Source organism: Caballeronia sp. LjRoot29, assembly GCF_964252755.1.
Lineage (GTDB): Bacteria > Pseudomonadota > Gammaproteobacteria > Burkholderiales > Burkholderiaceae > Caballeronia.
Genome location: NZ_CAXUPU020000011.1, coordinates 16,158 through 33,586 on the forward strand (window position 1 = coordinate 16,158; position 17,429 = coordinate 33,586).

At 59.9% G+C, this 17,429-nt stretch carries 12 protein-coding genes; 6 read left to right on the forward strand and 6 right to left on the reverse strand.

Translation table 11 applies throughout. The annotated features are described in order from the left end of the window. The first annotated feature begins 91 nt into the window (after positions 1-91). Both ACSQ83_RS14545 and ACSQ83_RS14550 read left to right on the forward strand, forming a co-directional pair. Positions 92-1,684 (forward strand): ABC-F family ATPase, encoded by a 1,593-nt coding sequence (locus tag ACSQ83_RS14545; RefSeq protein ID WP_414948500.1) that lies wholly within the window; start codon positions 92-94, stop codon positions 1,682-1,684. A gap of 236 nt (positions 1,685-1,920) precedes the next feature. Further along, a complete protein-coding gene (locus tag ACSQ83_RS14550) occupies positions 1,921-3,078 on the forward strand; it encodes an NAD(P)H-dependent flavin oxidoreductase (RefSeq protein WP_436228627.1) in 1,158 nt (385 codons plus the stop codon). A 27-nt stretch (positions 3,079-3,105) separates the two neighbouring features. Here ACSQ83_RS14550 and ACSQ83_RS14555 read toward each other — a convergent pair whose 3' ends face one another. From ACSQ83_RS14555 to ACSQ83_RS14565, 3 genes are all read right to left on the reverse strand, one after another. After that, positions 3,106-3,309, reverse strand: a complete 204-nt coding sequence (locus ACSQ83_RS14555; RefSeq protein ID WP_414948502.1) for a DUF1289 domain-containing protein — start codon at positions 3,307-3,309, stop codon at positions 3,106-3,108. A 65-nt stretch (positions 3,310-3,374) separates the two neighbouring features. Next, the gene (locus ACSQ83_RS14560) at positions 3,375-4,634 is read right to left on the reverse strand and encodes a phospholipase A (RefSeq protein WP_436228628.1); all 1,260 of its coding nucleotides are present in this window, start codon (positions 4,632-4,634) and stop codon (positions 3,375-3,377) included. A gap of 596 nt (positions 4,635-5,230) precedes the next feature. After that, on the reverse strand, positions 5,231-6,571 hold the full coding sequence (locus tag ACSQ83_RS14565) for an Nramp family divalent metal transporter (protein WP_436228629.1): 1,341 nt from the start codon (positions 6,569-6,571) through the stop codon (positions 5,231-5,233). 687 nt (positions 6,572-7,258) lie between these two features. Between ACSQ83_RS14565 and ACSQ83_RS14570 the strand changes: the two genes are divergently transcribed. The 4 genes from ACSQ83_RS14570 (at position 7,259) to ACSQ83_RS14585 (ending at position 11,485) form a co-directional block, all read left to right on the forward strand. Next, the gene (locus tag ACSQ83_RS14570; protein ID WP_436228725.1) at positions 7,259-8,338 is read left to right on the forward strand and encodes a polyamine ABC transporter substrate-binding protein; all 1,080 of its coding nucleotides are present in this window, start codon (positions 7,259-7,261) and stop codon (positions 8,336-8,338) included. Positions 8,339-8,637: 299 nt separating this feature from the next. Further along, on the forward strand, positions 8,638-9,747 hold the full coding sequence (locus tag ACSQ83_RS14575) for an ABC transporter ATP-binding protein (protein WP_436228726.1): 1,110 nt from the start codon (positions 8,638-8,640) through the stop codon (positions 9,745-9,747). After that, positions 9,744-10,667 (forward strand): ABC transporter permease subunit, encoded by a 924-nt coding sequence (locus ACSQ83_RS14580; protein WP_414948505.1) that lies wholly within the window; start codon positions 9,744-9,746, stop codon positions 10,665-10,667. Before ACSQ83_RS14575 ends, ACSQ83_RS14580 begins: the two co-directional genes overlap by 4 nt. Beyond that, a complete protein-coding gene (locus ACSQ83_RS14585) occupies positions 10,667-11,485 on the forward strand; it encodes an ABC transporter permease subunit (RefSeq protein ID WP_436228727.1) in 819 nt (272 codons plus the stop codon). Before ACSQ83_RS14580 ends, ACSQ83_RS14585 begins: the two co-directional genes overlap by 1 nt. Before the next feature lie 25 nt (positions 11,486-11,510). Here ACSQ83_RS14585 and ACSQ83_RS14590 read toward each other — a convergent pair whose 3' ends face one another. The 3 genes from ACSQ83_RS14590 to mfd form a co-directional block, all read right to left on the reverse strand. Then, positions 11,511-12,524, reverse strand: coding sequence for a threonine/serine dehydratase (locus tag ACSQ83_RS14590; protein ID WP_414948507.1), 1,014 nt, complete (start codon positions 12,522-12,524; stop codon positions 11,511-11,513). Positions 12,525-12,563: 39 nt separating this feature from the next. After that, on the reverse strand, positions 12,564-13,808 hold the full coding sequence (argE, locus tag ACSQ83_RS14595) for an acetylornithine deacetylase (RefSeq protein WP_414948508.1): 1,245 nt from the start codon (positions 13,806-13,808) through the stop codon (positions 12,564-12,566). Between the two features lie 89 nt (positions 13,809-13,897). Beyond that, positions 13,898-17,389: a transcription-repair coupling factor gene (mfd, locus tag ACSQ83_RS14600; protein WP_436228630.1), complete on the reverse strand. Its 3,492-nt coding sequence runs from the start codon at positions 17,387-17,389 to the stop codon at positions 13,898-13,900. Between the last annotated feature and the right edge of the window lie 40 nt (positions 17,390-17,429).

Genomic DNA, 17,429 nt, shown 5'->3' on the forward strand with positions numbered 1-17,429 from the left:
AGCGTGCGGCTTTTCGCTGCGATGCCGCAATTCGTCGAAAAACTGCTAAAATTACAGGTTTTTCGCCGTACATCATTCAAAAGGACGCGCTGTGCTGTCTACTGCCAACATCACCATGCAATTCGGGCCGAAGCCCCTCTTCGAGAACATTTCGGTCAAGTTCGGGGAAGGAAATCGCTACGGCCTGATCGGGGCGAACGGCTGCGGCAAATCCACGTTCATGAAAATCCTCGGCAGCGACCTTGAGCCGAGCTCGGGCACCGTCATGCTGGAGCCGAACATCCGCTTGGGTAAATTGAGCCAGGATCAGTTCGCCTACGAAGACCAGCGCGTGATCGACGTCGTCATGATGGGCCACACTGAAATGTGGCGCGCGATGTCCGAGCGCGATGCCATCTACGCGAATCCCGACGCGACCGACGACGACTACATGCATGCCGCCGAACTCGAAGCAAAGTTCGCCGAGTACGACGGTTATACGGCCGAAGCGCGCGCGGGTGAGTTGTTGCTGGGTATTGGCATTGCCATCGAAGACCATAACGGTCCCATGAGCAACGTTGCCCCGGGCTGGAAGCTGCGCGTATTGCTGGCGCAGGCACTGTTCTCGAAGCCGGATGTGTTGCTGCTCGACGAACCGACCAACAACCTGGACATCACCTCCATTCGCTGGCTCGAGGACATACTGAATCAGTACAACTCGACCATGGTGATCATTTCGCATGATCGACACTTCCTGAACCAGGTCTGCACGCACATGGCGGACATGGATTACGGCACGTTGAAGGTGTACCCGGGTAATTACGACGACTACATGCTGGCGTCGGCCCAGGCGCGCGAGCGTCAGGCGAATGCGAACCAGAAGGCCAAAGACAAAGTGGCCGACCTCCAGGACTTCGTGCGCCGGTTCTCGGCCAACAAATCGAAGGCGCGTCAGGCGACCAGCCGTGCGAAGCAGATCGAGAAGATCAAGATCGAGGAGTTCAAGCCGTCGTCGCGGCAGAACCCGTTTATTCGCTTCGACTTCGAGAAAAAGCTGCACAACATCGCAGTGGTGGCGACCAACATCACGAAGAAATATGACCGCACCATCTTCAACCATTTCAATCTGAGTGTTCAGCCGGGCGAGCGGATTGCGATTATCGGCGAGAACGGCGCGGGCAAGACCACGTTGCTGCGCGCGCTGAAGGGCGCAATCGAACTGGATGGAGGCACGGTCAAGTGGGCGGAAAACGCGCTGGTCGGCTATATGCCTCAGGACACGTACGAAGAGTTTCCGAAAGACGAGACGCTGACCGACTGGGTTGACCAGTATCGTCAGGACGGCGACGACGACCAGATGGTCCGTGGCACGTTGGGCCGTTTGCTGTTCAACGCCGACGACATCAAGAAGTCGGTCAAGGTGCTCTCGGGTGGTGAGAAGGGCCGCATGATCTGGGGCAAGCTGATGCTCGGGCGCCCGAACGTGCTGTTGATGGACGAGCCGACCAACCACATGGACATGGAGTCAATCGAGTCCCTGCAGATCGCGTTGGAGAAATACGATGGCACGCTGATCTTCGTTTCACATGACCGCGAGTTTGTGAATGGACTGGCGAACCGGATCATCGAAGTGAAGAACGACGGCACGTTGCGCGACTTCGGCGGCACGTACGAGGATTTCCTGGCGAGCCAGGGGATTCACTAATTGAGCGTGCATTACATCGCGAGCAATACAGCAGTTTGCCTTTAGAAACATTTAGAGGAACAAGTAGCGACGCAAACGGCCCGCTTCGTAAGGAAAGCGGGCCGTTTGCGTTTTCGGGAACGAAGCACGTTCGGAAAACTGAAATACAGCACAGTCGAATTTGCTTGATAAAAAGCAACATCAATTTGTCCAACCTCCTGCAAGCTCAAAACTTTGACTCTGGAGATGAACCTTCGATGACCCCTCTTACCCCCCTGACCATTCGCGGCCGCACCTTGCTTCCTGTTGTGCAGGGAGGCATGGGCGTGGGTGTGTCCGCGCACCGGCTGGCCGGCGCCGTCGCCCGGGAGGGTGCAATGGGAACAATCTCCAGCATCGACCTGCGGCATCACCATCCCGACCTGCTCGAAATATGCAAGCAGAATCCGGATCAGGCGACCCTGGAAGCCGCCAACCAGACGGCGTTGCGCCGCGAGATCATTGCTGCGAAGGCGCTTAGCGAGGGCCGCGGCATGATTGCCGTGAATGTCATGCGCGCGGTGTCGTCCTACGGGGCAGCGGTGCAAACGGCGTGCAACAGCGGCGCGGACGCTATCGTCATGGGTGCAGGCCTGCCTCTGGACCTGCCGGACCTGACGCAAGGTGTCGATATCGCGCTGATCCCGATCTTGTCGGACAGCCGTGGCATCGCGCTGGTGCTGAAAAAGTGGCTCAAGAAAAATCGTCTGCCCGATGCCATCGTGATCGAGCATCCGGGGCATGCGGGCGGCCATCTTGGCGTGGCAAGCGTCGCGGATATTCCGAGCGAGCGCTTTGACTTCGCCCGTGTGATCGACGAAACCATGCTGACTTTCGATGCCCTCGGCATCGGCCGGACGCAGATTCCGCTGATCGTGGCGGGTGGTATCGACGGGCATGCAGCGGTGCGTCGCTGGCTGGCGGCAGGTGCGTCAGGCGTGCAACTCGGCACGGCGTTCGCGGTGACTGAAGAGGGTGACGCGCATCCTGAGTTCAAGCGCATTCTGGCCGATGCAACGCCGGAAGACATCGTCGAATTCGTGAGTGTGACCGGCCTGCCGGCTCGCGCGGTGAAAACTCCATGGCTCGATCGCTACATGCGCAATGAGCAACGGATTCGCGACAAAATTGGCTCGCGTGAGCAAAAGTGCCCCACGGGCCTCAATTGTCTCGTGGCGTGTGGTTTGCGCGATGGTATCGAAAAGTTCGGGCATTTTTGTATCGATACCCGTCTCGCCGCGGCCCTGCGTGGAGATCGTGCGAACGGATTGTTCTTCCGGGGGCGCGAGGCGCTGCCGTTCGGATCAGCCATTCGCAGCGTGCGTGAATTGCTCGACTTGCTGGTCGCGGATATCCGGCCTGCGACGGCAGCCTAAGCGACCAAGACTCAACTCAACCGCAACTCAAACCTTGTCCCGCGTGAAGCGCATCGCAGTGCCTTCGCGGGTAATGCGTTCCCAAATGGCGAGCTTCTCGGCGTCGCTGAGAAACACCCAGTTGGAGACTTCTCCGGCCATGCGGCCACAGCCCTTGCAGATATCGTCGAAGAGGGTCGAGCAGACGCCGATGCACGGGCTGTCGGGTAAATCATGAAGGTTCGATGCCATAAAACACCTGTAGTCGGGCGCGGCATGCAGTGAAAACCTGCGGCGCCCGCGCAAAAGCCCTCAGTTTAACGCGCGATGCTGTATCCGATCCGCGCGATCCAGTGGTTACGCTGGTTGTAATCGAGAATGTCTTCGCCGTAGCCGTTAAAATAGCCCACCCACAAATAGCCGCCCCACGCGCTGCCGATCAGCTTGGCGAGCGGATAGGTGAATTGGGTGTCCACGCTGCCGTAGCCGTGTTTTGTGCCTTTGCGCAATGTCGTGGCGAGTTGCCAGCCATCGGGGCTGCCGTACTTCACGAGCAGGTCGACGTACCCGCGATAGTCCTGGATATCTTCGTTGCCGCTCTTCGTGATGTAGTAATAGATTTTCGGCGCTATGGTCAGGTGGTTCGAATTGACATCGCCGAAATCCCAGCTCGGACGCACGAACGCAATGTTGATGCCGCGCGAATCCGCGCCGCTCTTGCCGTTCGACTCATGGCCGATACCCGCGGTTACGCCCATGCGCGAAAACAGCGAGCTTTTCCAACCTGTGTTCTCCAGGTAGTAGAACAGTTGCGGCTCGTAACTCGTGTCACGGAAAGGCGCCGATTCCGCCGACAGGTCCCAGATCGACGTTTGCGTGTAGGCAAAATACAGGTTGTCGAGGAAGCCGCGCGAGCGGGGATCGTCCGGCATGATCAGGCGATATTTAAAGCTGAACTGGAATTTGGCGAGGTTATCGCCGTTCTGGCCATCGGCGAAATACATCGGTTCGAAGGTCGACAACCGGCCGCTGAACATGCGGTCACTCGTGCTCGTCGGAACGGCCGACGTGTTCGCCGCGGCCTCGGCGCTCGCCAATTGCTGCGGCGTCTTCGCTTTCGTCTCAGCGGTTTCCGCCGCCACCACTTGCGTCTGCGACTTGCCGCGGTTCAGGGTGATCAGCATGGGGGATGAATCGAAGCCCACCGGATCGACCTTCATCACGCCGCGCGCCGCGTCGGGCCAAGGGGCGGCGTAGCGAACTTTCCGATATTGGCCGGGGCGCAGCGTCAGCTGGTCGGGGACGTTGCCTTCGCGTTGCAACGCCAGTGGCTGTGGCGGCAAGTCGCCGTTGGTCAGCGTGATGTTGAGCGCTTTCGGTACATCGATGGTAAGCGGTTGCTTGTCGTCGTCGCTATAAAGCAAGGTCAGTTCGAGCGGTTGTTCTGCAGCGGCTTCGCGCACGGGCTGGAGCACGGCGACGGTGGCGTAGGCTGCGCTTGTCCATCCGGGGCCGATAGCGCCCGCGAGCAGCGCCAGGCGGCAAGCCGTCGCGACATCGCGTTGCCGGAAGGGCATAAGGGAGCGGCGGGAGCAGAGGGGAAGCGGCAAAGAGCCTCGGGCCATGAAACGATCGTCCTTGTTGCGTTGAGCAGCGTCGGTGCGGGCGGGGCGGCAGGAACGCGTATTCCTTGTCGCCCCGATTGCGCGATCCACGACTGCTTGTTTAGCGACTGGCTTGGCGATTAACTGAGCGGATAGATTCACGCCTGCCATCGGTTGAAATTCGCGGAACGCATAATTGTAAGCGCGCGGAAGGGTCATCTCGATAAGTTGGACGAACGGGCAGCCACAGCAAAAAGCGATCCTGACCTGCATCGACCGACTTATTTCTCGATGAACGAAACGGGAGAAGTGGGGGTGTTTGCTGGTTCGTATCAACGCCTTTGGCGGGCGCATTCACGCCGCGTTGGACCATGCATCCCGCGGTCAGAACGACTAGCCGATTGAAACGTTGGCGGGGTGCGAATCTCAGACTTCCGGGCGGGTCGTCCTGTCAGGCGTAGAAGAAACCTTGAAATGCGGGATAAAAGTCACAGCGAAAAGAGCGCAGTCTCCGCAGCAACCGAAAATCAGCGGCAAACCCAAACGATCCTTGCACGCCCAGACACCCCTCAACTTTCGGTCAACAACTGCCACAACAGCGCGCCGTTCAGCAGCACGATCAGCGCGGCGCACAACCACGCCAGGGCGAGCGGAATGCGCTTGATGCGCCACCGGCCCATGATTCCCGCGTCCGAGGCAAAGCGCACGAGCGGGATCACGGCCAGCGGCAATTGCAGGCTCAGCACGACCTGACTTGCAACGAGCAACTGGTTCGACCCATGTTCCCCGAACGCGCCGACCGCGAGCAGCGCGGGTCCCATGGCCAGCGCGCGGGTGAGGAGCGCTCGCGCCCAGCGAGCGATCTTCAGTTGCAGGAACCCCTCCATGACGGCTTGTCCGGCCAGCGTGCCGGTCACCGTGGCGTTCAAGCCGCACGCCAGCAAAGCCGCTGCGAACACAATGCTCGCCCAGTGACTGCCGACGAGCGGTGCGATCAGGCGATGGGCATCGGCGAGATCGTTGACGTCGAAATGGCCGTTGGCATGGAAGACGGCCGCCGCCACGATCAGCAGTGACGCGTTGACGGTGAATGCCAGGCTGAGGGACGCGAAGGTATCGATGTTGACGCCCTTCATGGCGTTGGAGATAGCTTCGTCGTTGCCGTTTTTCGCGTGCTCCTTGACGAGCGCGGAGTGCAGATAGAGGTTATGCGGCATGACGGTGGCGCCGAGGATCCCGGCAGCGAGCCAGATCATGCCGGCGTCGCGCAGCAGGGCGGTGGGCGGTGCAAGACCGGCCAGCGCGCCGCGCCATGACGGGTTGGCAAGCGCGAGTTCGACGACAAAACAAAATCCCACGAAAAAGATCAACGTGGTCACGGCGATCTGGAGCGGCCGCTGCCCACGGCTTTGGAGCGCGAGCATGGCGAACGTGCCTACCGCCGACATCAGGACGCCGACTGTCAGCGAGACACCCAGCAGCAATTGAAGGGCGACTGCGCTGCCGACGACCTCGGCGACATCGCACGCGATGATCGCGATCTCACTGGTGATCCAAAGGAAGAGCGTGGTGCGCCGGCTGTAGCGTTGGCGGCAAAGTTGCGCGAGATCCCGTCCCGTCACAACGCCTACTTTCGATGCCACCCACTGCAGCAGCAAACCCATCAAGCTGGCGAGCAGGACGACGCTTAGCAATTGATAGCCGTATTTCGCGCCGCTCGCGAGCGCGGTGGCCCAGTTGCCTGGGTCCATATAGCCGACAGCGACGAGCGCTCCAGCGCCGACGAACGAGAACCAGCCGCGCTTGGGGAGCGAGCCGTTCGGTTGACCGGCCTGATGTCCGGATGCGGGATCAGGTTGCGGATCGTCCGCGGTGCCGGATGAAGTGAGAGTGGACGGATTCGTGTTCATGCGGTTTGCGGCCTGTTTCCTGAAGCGGGATGTCGCGAAGCGGTTGGGGAAAAGGCATGAGCAGCGGGACGAACCACCCTCAGGGCCACGAGACGTCACATCGATAAAAACACGGTGCAAGCCGCAGCGCATCCTCGGGCGACAGGCGAACCTGAGCAGAGCCTCAGCAACGACCGTTCCGCTGACTTGCTGCTCGTCGCCGCCAGCCTCCCATCACAGTCTCACGCGGCGCTCTAAAGGCATGGTTATGGGACGAGCGATTCACATCGGTTTCGGCACAAGGGCCCCGATAATGACATTACGTAAGCCTCTACCCGGTTGGATTCAACAACGGCGGTGGGGTCTTTATAGCTGGGCCGGCAATCTGGAACCCCTCATAACTCCACTTCACTCCACGATCGGGCAAACGCGTCCCTTGTACACTCCACGCGACAAAACTTGCCGATTGTTTTTTGCGAAGCAACCTTTTGATGATAGTTTTCGTTTTTTTAAGATCGTCTCGAATCGACTCGGCATTGGCTCGGCATTGGCTCGGCTGGGCAGGGGAGAAAGAGCGAATCGAGACATGGAAATCAACGGTCGGCAAGTCGAAAGGACGGAGAAACTGAAATGACAGAAAAAGTGGCGGACCGGTTGTCGATGCGTTTGGGGGCATCGGGCGCGGCTGCGCGCGTATTGACGATCACTATGGCTATCGCGGGCGTGGCGGCGGTATCGGCACCGCTGGCGGCATCGGCGAAAGACACGCAGCTCAACGTCTACAACTGGTCGGACTACATCGCGAAAGACACGATTCCGAACTTCGAGAAGCAGACGGGCGTCAAGGTCAAGTACGACAACTACGACAGCGACGACACGCTGCAAGCCAAGCTGCTCACCGGCAATTCGGGCTATGACATCGTGGTGCCGACCAGCAACTACGCCGGCAAGCAGATCACGGCGGGCATCTTCGCCCCGCTCGATAAATCCAAACTCCCCAACCTCAAATACCTCGACCCTGACCTGATGAAGCTGGTCGCGGGCGCCGATCCGGGCAACCAGTACACGGTGCCGTGGGCCTACGGCACAACGGGCCTGGGCTACAACGTCACGAAGGTCCAGCAGATCCTTGGCAAGAACGTGCCGCTGGATAACTGGGACATCCTGTTCAAGCCGGAAAACATCTCGAAGCTCAAGGCCTGTGGTGTGTCCGTACTCGACGCCCCTGACCAGATGTTCGCCGCCGCGCTGCATTACATCGGCAAGGATCCCATGAGCACGAACCCCGCCGATTACCGCGCGGCGCTGGCGATGCTCAAGAAGATCCGACCGTACATCACGCAGTTCAACTCGTCGGGTTATATCAACGACATGGTTGGCGGCGACGTCTGCTTCGCCTACGGCTGGTCGGGCGACGTGGTGATTGCCAAGCATCGTGCAGAAGAGGCGAAGAAGGCGTACAAGATCGAGTACTACATCCCGAAGGGCGGTGCGCCAGTGTGGTTCGACGTGATGGCGATTCCGAAGGACGCGAAGAACAAGGAAGCTGCGCTCGAGTGGATCAATTACATCGAGACGCCGCAGGTTCACGCCGCGATCACGAACGAGGTGTATTACCCGAGTGCGAACTCGGAAGCGCGGAAATATGTATCGAAGGATGTTGCCAACGATCCGGCCGTCTACCCGCCGCAAGACGTGATCAAGACGTTGTTCCTGCTCAAGCCGTTGCCGCCGGAAATCCAGCGTTTGCAAACGCGCCTCTGGACGGAACTGAAGTCGGGGCGCTGATCCTGATTTTGAATTCCGGTAAGGTTGCCAGGTTTGCATCGGGCAATTGATCAACGCGAAGCCCCTGGTTCTCCGGGGGCTTTGTTCGTTGCCGGCGACCTTGCAGGCGGTGGTGGCGAAAAGTCGTCGAAAAAATAATTGAGAAGTGCAGCTGGAAAAGCAGCACGAATGCGCGTAGCGCAGGAGCCAGGCAGCAGATCATGAGTGAGCAGCAGTCGAGCGCAGTGCCCGCCGGACCGGGCAATCAAGGCAGGCAGAGCGGTTCGGGAGCTCCCAATGGCCGCAGGCCGGAACCGGGTTTGCGGTACCCGGACTGGGCGGCGGAGAATTTCGTGCGGATCGTCGATGTCGTCAAGAAATTCGATGAAACCGTTGCAGTGAAGGGCGTGAACCTGTCGGTGAAAAAGGGCGAACTATTCGCGCTGCTCGGCAGTTCGGGCTGCGGCAAGTCCACCTTGCTGCGCATGCTTGCGGGGCTGGAGTCGGTCACCTCAGGCCAGATTGTGATCGATGGCGAGGATCTCGCAAGCATGCCGCCGTATAGGAGACCGGTGAACATGATGTTCCAGTCGTATGCGCTGTTTCCGCATATGACGGTGGAGTCGAACGTGGCGTTCGGGCTCAAGCAGGAAGGCGTGCGCGGCGCGGAACTCAAGGAGCGCGTGCATGCAACGCTCGACCTCGTGCAGATGGCGAAGTATGCGCAGCGCAAGCCGCATCAGTTGTCAGGCGGCCAGCAGCAGCGCGTGGCGCTGGCCCGCAGCCTGGTCAAGCGTCCGAAGTTGCTGCTGCTCGACGAGCCCATGTCCGCGCTCGACAAACAGATCCGCCAGCGCACGCAGATCGAGCTGGTGAATATCCTCGATAAGGTCGGCGTGACCTGCATGATGGTCACGCACGATCAGGAGGAGGCGATGACCATGGCCGGCCGGATCGCGGTCATGAGCGAAGGCGAAATCGTGCAGATCGGCACGCCGCACGAGGTCTACGAATATCCGAACAGCCGCTTCACGGCTGAATTCATCGGCTCGACAAATCTGTTCGATGGCATCGTGGTGGAAGACGAACCGGATCACGTGTTCGTGGAAACGGCCGAGTTGCCGTCGCGGCTGTATGTGAATCATGGCATTACGGGCCCGCTCGGCATGCCGGTCACCATCTCGGTCAGGCCCGAGCGCATTGCGTTGACGCGCAAGCCGCCCGACGGTGCGTACAACTGGGGCCGCGGGACCGTCGCGAACATTGCGTACATGGGCGGCTACACGCTGTATCACGTAAAGCTGGACAGCGGCAAAGTGGTCGTGGCGAACCTGTCGAGCCTCGCGATTGGCCAGATCGATTCGCCCACTTGGGACGATGAAGTCTTCGTGCGCTGGACAGCGTCGGCAGGCGTGGTGCTCACGGCATGAAAACGCTGAATTTGCAGGACTTTCTTAAGCGGCGCTTCGGCCTTTCCGGCAGGACGGCGGTCATCTTCGGGCCGTATTTGTGGCTCGTGCTGCTGTTCCTCGTCCCGTTCCTGCTGGTCGTCAAAATCAGTTTCTCCGATTCGCGTCTCGGGATTCCGCCTTATACGGAATTGACGGCGATGAAAGACGGCGTGCTGAGTATCGCGCTGGATTTTTCGCATTACGCGTTCCTGTTCACCGACAGCCTGTACTTCGCGACGTACATGAATTCGCTGCTGGTGGCGGGGGTATCGACGCTGCTGTGCCTGCTGATTGGTTATCCGATGGCGTATTACATCGCGCGTTCGAATCCGGCGACCCGCAATCTGCTGATGATGGCCGTGATGCTGCCGTTCTGGACGTCGTTCCTGATCCGCGTGTATGCGTGGATCGGGATTCTGAAGAACAACGGTTTGCTGAATAATTTCCTGATGTGGACCGGGATTATTCATTCGCCTATCGAGCTGTATCACACGAATATCGCGGTTTATATCGGCATGGTGTATTCGTATTTGCCGTTTCTCGTGATGCCGCTTTATGCGCATCTGGTAAAGATGGATCTCACTTTGCTCGAAGCCGCTTACGATCTTGGCGCGAAACCGTGGAAAGCGTTTTTGCAGATCACGCTGCCGTTGTCGAAGAACGGGATTATCGCGGGCTGCCTGCTGGTGTTCATTCCGGCGGTGGGTGAATACGTGATTCCGGAATTGCTGGGCGGCGCGGATACCCTGATGATCGGCCGCGTCATGTGGAATGAGTTCTTCGATAACGCCGACTGGCCGATGGCTTCAGCCGTCACCTGCGCCATGGTTCTGCTGTTGCTGGTTCCCATGGCGTTGTTCCAGTATTACCAGGCGAAGCAACTAGAGGAGAAGCGATGATTGAACCCAGTCGCTCGCTCCGGTTCACGTTCCTGGGTCTCGGATTCCTGTTCCTCTATATTCCGATCGTGAGCTTGGTGGTGTATTCGTTCAACGAGTCGCAACTCGTGACGGTATGGACGCAGTTCTCGTTGAAGTGGTACGCGGCGTTATTACACGACGATGAACTGATCAACGCGGCGTGGTTATCGATTCGAGTTGCGGTGTTCACGGCATGCGCGTCGGTAGTGATCGGGACATGGGCAGGCTATGTGCTCGCGCGCATGGGGCGGTTTCGCGGCTTTACGCTTTATGCCGGCATGATCAATGCGCCGCTCGTGATACCTGAGGTGATCCAGGGGATTTCGCTGCTACTGCTGTTCGTGGAAATGGCGAAAGTATTTGGCTGGCCGGCAGGACGCGGCATTTTCACGATCTGGATCGGTCACGTCATGCTGTGTATTTCCTACGTCGCGATCATCGTGGAATCGAGAGTCAGGGAATTGAATCCGTCGCTTGAAGAGGCCGCGCTCGATTTGGGCGCAACGCCATTGCGCGTGTTTTTCGCGATTACGTTGCCGCTGATATCGCAGGCGTTGGTGGCGGGATGGCTGCTGTCATTCACGCTGTCGATTGATGACCTCGTGTTGTCCGCGTTTTTATCGGGACCGGGGTCGACTACGCTGCCGCTTGTCGTGTTTTCGCGCGTCCGGCTCGGCTTGAATCCCGAGATGAACGCGCTCGCCACGTTGTTTATCGCGTTCGTGACCGTCGGCGTGATCGCTGCTAATTACTTCATGCAGCGCAGCGAGCGCAAACGGCTGATGAATGTGATTTAGATGCAGTGATTTAAAAGCGCAAGCCTCAGTCGTCTTGAGCCGCCCTTGCGAGGTGTTTGCCGAGCGTGGCCGAGTCGGTGTTGGTGCCGCACAGCAATACGCCAACGCGTTTGCCCTGCAAGGTCTCGCGTAACGGCCCGAGCAATGCGGCGGTTGCGGCGGCACATGCCGGTTCAACGGCCAGCTTCAGCTCGTTGAACAGATGCAGCATGGCGTGGCGCAGTTCAGTGTCCGACACGGTCACCAGACGGTCGATATGCCGCCGGCACAATTCATAGCTGTAGTCTTCGGTGTGCGGCGCCATCAACGAATCGGCAATGCTTTGCATCGCGCCCATCTTGACGGTGTGATTCGCGGCGAAACTCTGGCCCATGGCATCGGCGCCCTTGGGTTCAACGCCATACACATGAATCGATGGATTCGCGAGCCGGAATGCCAGCGATACCCCCGCCGCCAATCCGCCGCCGCCGATCGGCAAGATGACGGCGTCCAGATCGGGCGCCTGCGATGTCCATTCGTAGCCGAGCGTCGCTGTGCCCACGATCGTCCGATAACCGTTGAACGGATGCACGAAATAGCGGCCTTCCTCGGCTTCTATGCGACGCACGATCTCGAATGCTTCGGCACCGTTTTCCGCCATCACGATGTCTGCCCCAAAGCGGCGGCAGAGCGCCAATCGCGCTGGACTGGCCGTCTTGATCATCACGACCTTTGCGCTGATCTGAAGACGCATCGCGGCATACGCGACCGCGACCGCGTGATTGCCCGCCGATACGCACGTCACGCCCGCGTCGCGTTCGCCTTCCGTGAGCGCTAGCAGATGCGAAAACGCGCCGCGTGTCTTGAACGTGCCGCCGACCTGCAGCAACTCGAACTTGAAGTTGACCGGCGTGCCTTCCAGCGTGGGAAAGTCGTGACGCTCGAAGGTCGGCGTGCGCGCGACCCATGGCGAGAGCGTCATGTGCTGGCTGGCGATATCGTCGAGCGTGGGAATCGGCGTGCCGTCGATGGTGTTATCGGAGTGATGGGCGGTGGACATGGATTACCTTGTGAACTCAACGCGCAATTTCAACAGACATCAACGTACCTGCGCCTCAACCGACATGCTGTGAATGAACTTGCCCAAAAACGCTTCGCACGCCGCAAGCTGCTCCAGCGACACATATTCGTTCGCCTTATGCGCCTGCTCGATATTCCCCGGCCCGCACACAATGCTCGGCACGCCAGCGAGCTGGAACAAACCTGCTTCCGTCCCGTAAGCCACCTTGCGCTTGTCCTGATTCTCCGTCAGCGCCCGCACCAGTTGCGTGATCGCCGCCTGCTCGGAGGCATCCAGCCCCGGCGCCGAAGCAATCTTCGAGAACTCGATCGCTGCGTTCGCGTGTTCCTTCTGCATCTTCGGCAACAACTCTTCCCGTGCGTATTTCTCGATGCGCTGATAAATCGGCTCAGGATCAAGCGTCGGCAAATTGCGGAATTCGAACGCGAAATTGCATTCGGCGGGCACCGTGTTGATCGCGTTGCCGCCATTGATCGTGCTGGTCTGCGCAGTCGTGAAGGGCACGTCGTACTGTTCGTCGAATGGACCTTGCGCGCGGAATTGATCTGCGACATCGCGGATGTAGCAAATCAGCCGCGCTGCATATTCAATCGCGTTCAAGCCCTTCGGCGTCAGCGACGAATGCGCCGCAAACCCGCGCACGCAGCAGTTGTACGCGTTGATGCCCTTATGCGCGATAACCGGCCGCATGCTGGTCGGCTCACCCACGATGCAGCCATCGGGACGCAATCCGCGCTTTTGCAGGTCGGTGATCATCAGCGGCGCGCCGGCGCAGCCGACTTCTTCGTCGAAGGAGAGGGCGAAATGTATCGGCCGCGCAAGTTTCGTGGCCTGCATCTTCGGCAACAAGCTCAGCGAAGCACCGATAAACCCCTTCATGTCGCACGTTCCGCGACCGTACAACAGGCCATCGCGGACTTCAGGCTTGAACGGATCGCTGTCCCATTTCTGGCCATCGACAGGCACCACGTCCGTATGCCCGGAGAGCACGATCCCGCCATTCGTCGCGCCATCGTGCGCGGGCACGGTGGCGAACAGGTTGGCCCATTTGCCGGACGGATCGGTGCTGAGCGTGCAATCGACACCCGCCGCGCGCAGTTCGTCGCGCACGGTTTCGATCAAGCCCATGTTCGGGTTGCGGCTGACGGTGTCGAAGGAGACGAGCTTCTTGATCCACGGCAACGACGCCGGCTCGGAACCTGACGATGCATTGGAAGAAGGTGTTTGGGCGACGGAATCCGTCGATTCAGCGATCTGCGACATGACGCTCTCCTTGGAATTATTCACTTTCGATAATACCGAAAAAACCGGCCGCGCACCGCCGGATAAGGCAGTGCGCGGATGTGCATAGTTCAGCGCGACGGCAACGACGCAATCGCGGGTTTCTGCTGACGCACCGGCGCGCCCAGGGCGCGCAGCGTTTCCTTGACCGTCGAAATCCGCACAGCAAGATCTGGACTGCGCACTTCTATGCGCAGCTTGTCTTGCCCTGCGAGCTTGATGTGCTTGTTCTTCTGCACCATCTCGATGATCTTCATTGCATCGATGGGCGGGTTCGGAATGAACTGCAATGCAATTGCGTGCTCGGCCGCGTCGATCTTGATAATGCCCAGCGGCTTGGCCGCGAGACGCAGCTTATGCGTCTCGACCAGCGCGCTCGCCTGCGGCGGCAACTTCCCAAAACGGTCGATCAGCTCTTCAAGAATGCTGTCGATGGCATCGCTCGTCTCGCAGTTCGCCATGCGTTTATACAGCGACAAACGTTCCTGCACATCGCCGCAATAATCGGCGGGAAGGATGGCCGGCGCGTGCAAGTTGATCTCGGTCGTGGCGGCGAGCGGCGAGTTCAGGTCGGGCTCGCGGCCTTCCTTCAACGCTCGCACGGCGTCGTTGAGCATGTCCGTGTAAAGCTGGAAGCCGATCTCGTGGATTTCGCCCGATTGTTTATCGCCGAGCACTTCGCCCGTGCCCCGAATTTCCAGGTCGTGCATCGCAAGATAGAAGCCTGAACCGAGCTCTTCCATCTGCTGGATGGCCTCCAGCCGACGCTGCGCCTGCTTGGTCAGCGCGGCCGGATCGTGAACCAGCAAATACGCGTAAGCCTGATGGTGCGATCGCCCAACCCGCCCACGCAATTGATGCAACTGCGCGAGGCCGAATTTGTCGGCGCGATGGATGAGGATTGTGTTTGCGCTCGGCACGTCGATCCCCGTTTCGATAATCGTCGTGCACAGCAGCACGTTCGCGCGCTGGCCGACGAAATCGCGCATCACGCGTTCGAGTTCGCGCTCGTGCATTTGCCCGTGCGCGACCGCAATGCGCGCTTCGGGCACGAGTTTTTCGAGCATCGCACGCCGGTTTTCAATGGTCTCGACTTCGTTGTGCAGGAAATAAACCTGGCCGCCGCGCTTGAGTTCGCGCAGCATCGCCTCGCGGATCACGCCGTCTTCTTCGCGTCGAACGAAGGTCTTGATCGCCAGGCGCTTTTGCGGCGCGGTCGCGATGATCGAGAAGTCGCGCAGTCCTTCCAGCGCCATGCCGAGCGTACGTGGAATAGGCGTAGCGGTGAGCGTGAGCACATCGACTTCCGCGCGCAGCGCCTTCAACGCTTCCTTCTGACGCACGCCGAACCGATGCTCCTCGTCGATGATCACCAGCCCGAGCCGCTTGAACACGACATCGGTAGACAGCAGCTTGTGCGTGCCGATAACGATATCGATCGTGCCTTCATTGATCGCCTGAATCGACGCGCTGACTTCCTTCGTGCTCTTGAAGCGCGACAACTCGGCAATCTTCACCGGCCAGTCGGAGAACCGGTCGCTGAACGTGTTCGTGTGCTGTTCGGCGAGCAGCGTGGTCGGCGACAGAATGGCCACTTGCTTGCCGCCCATCACCGCGATAAACGCCGCCCGCAGCGCCACTTCCGTCTTGCCGAAGCCGACGTCGCCGCAAACCAGCCGGTCCATCGGCTTGCCGCTCGTCATGTCGCCTATCACGGCCGTAATTGCCGCGGCCTGGTCGGGCGTTTCCTCGAAGCCGAAACTCTCCGCGAACTTCGCGTAATCGCGCGCTTCGAGCGGGAACGAATGACCTTCGCGCAGCGCGCGGCGCGCGTAAAGATTGAGCAGTTCGGCGGCGGTATCGCGGATTTGCTGCGCAGCCTTGCGCTTCGCTTTGTCCCACTGGCCGGAACCGAGCGCGTGCAACGGCGCGCTTTCCGGATCCGCGCCGCTGTAGCGCGAGATCACGTGCAACTGGGCAACCGGCACGTACAGCTTGCTTTCGTTCTGGTATTCGAGATGCAGGAATTCGGTTTCGCCTTCGCCCAGATCCATCGATACCAGGCCCATATAGCGCCCAATACCATGCTGCGTATGCACGACCGGATCGCCGATCTTCAGCTCCGAGAGGTCGCGCACCATTGAGTCGACGTTGCTCGCCTGCTCTTGCCGGCGCCGTCCCGCGCGGCGCGTGAGCTGGCCGTACAGCTCGGTCTCCGTGATGATCGAGATGCCTTCGCCGGGCAGCGCAAATCCGTTCGCGAGCGGTGCGACGCCCAGCGAGAATTTGTTGTCGCCGGTGAGCCAATCCTGGAAGGTATCGTCGAGCGATGCGCGCAGGCCGTTATCGGAGAGCAGTTGCTGGATCGTCTCGCGGCGGCCGGCGGATTCAGTCGCGAACAACACGCGATTCGGCGTCTGTTCCAAGTAATGACGCAGCGCGAGCAGCGGTTCCTCGGCGTGACGGTCGATCGCGAGACCCGGCAACGGCACCGCCCAGCCGCCTTCGGGCGTGGCCGGGAACTTGATCTGCGCGAACGGTTTGGCGAACGAGAAGAAATCGTCGTCGCTCAGAAACAGGCGCTGCGGTTCGAGCAGCGGCCGCTCGCGGTCGTGCGACAAGAAGTTGTAGCGCTGCCGCGTGTCGTTCGTGAAGCGCTTGATGGCCGCGTCCATGTCGCCGACGAACGCCAGTTGCGCGTCTTGCGGCAAGTAATGGAACAGCGTGGCGGTTTCGTCGAAGAACAACGGCAGGTAATACTCGATGCCCGCCGCCGGCACGCCATTGCCGATGTCTTTGTATATCGATGAGCGGCTTGGATCGCCCTCGAACACCTCGCGCCAACGGCTGCGGAACGCAGTGCGCGCGGGTTCATCGAAGGGAAATTCGCGGCCCGGGAGCAAGCGCACGTCGCGAACCGGATACAAGCTCCGCTGCGTATCGGGATCGAAGGCACGGATGGAATCGACCTGATCGTCGAACAAATCGATCCGATACGGCAGCGGCGAGCCCATCGGATACAGGTCGAGCAGCGAACCACGCACGCAATATTCGCCGGGACGCACGACCTGGCTCACGTGTTCGTAGCCGGCGAGCGTCAACTGGCTCTTCAGTTTCGCCTCGTTCAGCCGCTCGCCCTGCGTGAATGAAAACGTATACGCGGCCAGAAATGATGCCGGCGGCATCCGATACAGCGCCGTCGTCGCGGGCACCAGCAGGATGTCGCAGCGGCCTTCACCCAGATCGTGTAACGTCGCCAACCGTGCCGAAACAAGGTCCTGATGGGGCGAAAACGTGTCGTAGGGCAACGTTTCCCAGTCGGGCAAAAGCCGCACGCGGGCATCGGGCGCGAAAAACGGAATTTCGACCGCGAGACGCTGCGAATCGACAGCGCTCGCACACATGACGACCAATAACGGGACTTTTTCGCGAAAAGCCAGGTGGTAGCGTGCCAGGGCGAGGGCGTCGGAGGAACCGGTGGCGCCATCGAAGGCAAAGCGCTGACCAGCTTTGACGAGTGCGATAGGGGACGTTGACTGCAAACTGACGGCTTTTGAAGGCATAAAGTGTGCGGGGAACCGTTCGCGTGCGAAAGTGCACGCG